Origin of the sequence: Streptomyces beihaiensis (assembly GCF_026274175.1) — a bacterium.
In the GTDB taxonomy this organism is placed as follows: domain Bacteria; phylum Actinomycetota; class Actinomycetes; order Streptomycetales; family Streptomycetaceae; genus Streptomyces; species Streptomyces beihaiensis.
In genome coordinates, this window is the sequence record NZ_JAPHNL010000182.1 from 1 (window position 1) to 1,980 (window position 1,980).

Here is a 1,980-nt window from a genome sequence, read left to right on the forward strand (position 1 = left end):
CTTGCCGTTGACGGAGTCGGTCAGCATGACGAGGCAGAAGGGGCAGGCGGTGGAGACGATGTCGGGGTTGAGGGAGAGGGCTTCGTCGACGCGTTCGTTGTTGATGCGTTTGCCGATGCGCTCTTCCATCCACATGCGGGCGCCGCCGGCGCCGCAGCAGAAGCCGCGTTCCTTGTGGCGGTGCATTTCCTCGTTGCGCAGGCCGGGGACCTTGCCGATGATCTCGCGCGGGGGTGTGTAGATCTTGTTGTGGCGGCCGAGGTAGCAGGGGTCGTGGTAGGTGATGATGCCTTCGACGGGGGTGACGGGCAGGAGTTTGCCCTGGTCGACGAGGTGCTGGAGCAGCTGGGTGTGGTGGATGACCTCGTAGTCGCCGCCGAGCTGGGGGTATTCGTTGCCGAGGGTGTTGAGGCAGTGGGGGCAGGTGGCGACGATCTTCTTCGCCGTTTTCGGCTTGCGGGACTCGGCGGTGACCTTGCCGTCGTCGTCGTACTCCTCGCCGAAGGCCGTGTTCAGGGACATGACGTTGTCCTGGCCGAGCTGCTGGAAGAGCGGCTCGTTGCCCAGGCGGCGGGCGGAGTCGCCGGTGCATTTCTCGTCGCCGCCCATGATGGCGAAGGTGACGCCGGCGATGTGGAGGAGTTCGGCGAAGGCCTTGGTGGTCTTCTTCGCGCGGTCTTCGAGGGCGCCCGCGCAGCCGACCCAGTAGAGGTATTCGACGTCGGTGAGGTCCTCGATGTCCTTGCCGACGACGGGGACGTCGAAGTCGAGTTCCTTGAGCCATTCCAGGCGCTGTTTCTTGGCCAGGCCCCAGGGGTTGCCCTTCTTCTCCAGGTTCTTGAGCATCGTGCCCGCCTCGGACGGGAACGCGGACTCGATCATGACCTGGTAGCGGCGCATGTCGACGATGTGGTCGATGTGCTCGATGTCGACCGGGCACTGCTCGACACAGGCGCCGCAGGTGGTGCACGACCACAGGACGTCCGGGTCGATGACCCCGTTCTCCTCGTGCGTGCCGATCAGCGGGCGTTCGGCCTCCGCCAGCGCCTCGGCCGGGACGTCCTTGAGCTGTTCCTGGCTCGCCTGTTCCTCGCCCTCCATGGACTTGCCGCCGCCGGCGAGCAGGTAGGGGGCCTTGGCGTGGGCGTGGTCGCGCAGCGACATGATCAGGAGCTTGGGGGACAGGGGCTTGCCGGTGTTCCAGGCCGGGCACTGCGACTGGCAGCGGCCGCACTCGGTGCAGGTGGAGAAGTCCAGCAGGCCCTTCCAGGAGAAGTGCTCGATCTGGGAGACGCCGTAGACGTCGTCCTCGCCCGGGTCCTCGAAGTCGATCGGCTCGCCCTTGGACGTCATCGGCAGCAGCGCGCCGAGCGCGGTGCCGCCGTCGGCGTTGCGTTTGAACCAGATGTTGGGGAAGGCCAGGAAACGGTGCCAGGCCACACCCATGTCGGTCTTCAGGGCGACCGTGATCATCCAGATGAAGGAGGTCGCGATCTTCAGGCCCGCGAAGAAGTACGTGAGGTTCTGGAGCGTGGCGAGGTCCATGCCGCTGAACCAGCGGACGAGCGGGTACGAGATGAAGTACGACGCCTGGTAGCTGTCGACGTGGTGCAAAGCGCCTTCGAGGGCGTGCAGGACGAAGATGCAGGTGCCGACGATGAGGATGACGTACTCGACGAAGTACGCCTGACCCGCGTTGGAGCCCGCGAAGCGGGACTTGCGGCCCGGCTTGTTCGGCAGGGACAGCTGCCGGATCACCATCAGGACGATGATGCCGAGGGTCGTCGCGGTGGTGATGAATTCGAGGTAGATGTTGTACGGGGCCCATTCGCCGACGATCGGGAGCAGCCAGTCCGGCTTGAACAGCTGCCCGGTGGCGTTGAGGAGCGCCTGGAGCAGTGTGTAGAAGCCGATGGCCACGAACCAGTGCGCGACACCGACGACGCCCCAGCGGTTCATACGGGTGTGGCCGAGGAACTC

Annotated in this window: 1 protein-coding gene; it reads right to left on the reverse strand. The window is 65.5% G+C overall.

Annotation, left to right across the window (positions count from 1 at the left end):
* Window positions 1-1,980: (Fe-S)-binding protein (locus OFY01_RS16485; RefSeq protein ID WP_266600603.1), on the reverse strand; the 1,980-nt coding region annotated here is incomplete at both ends.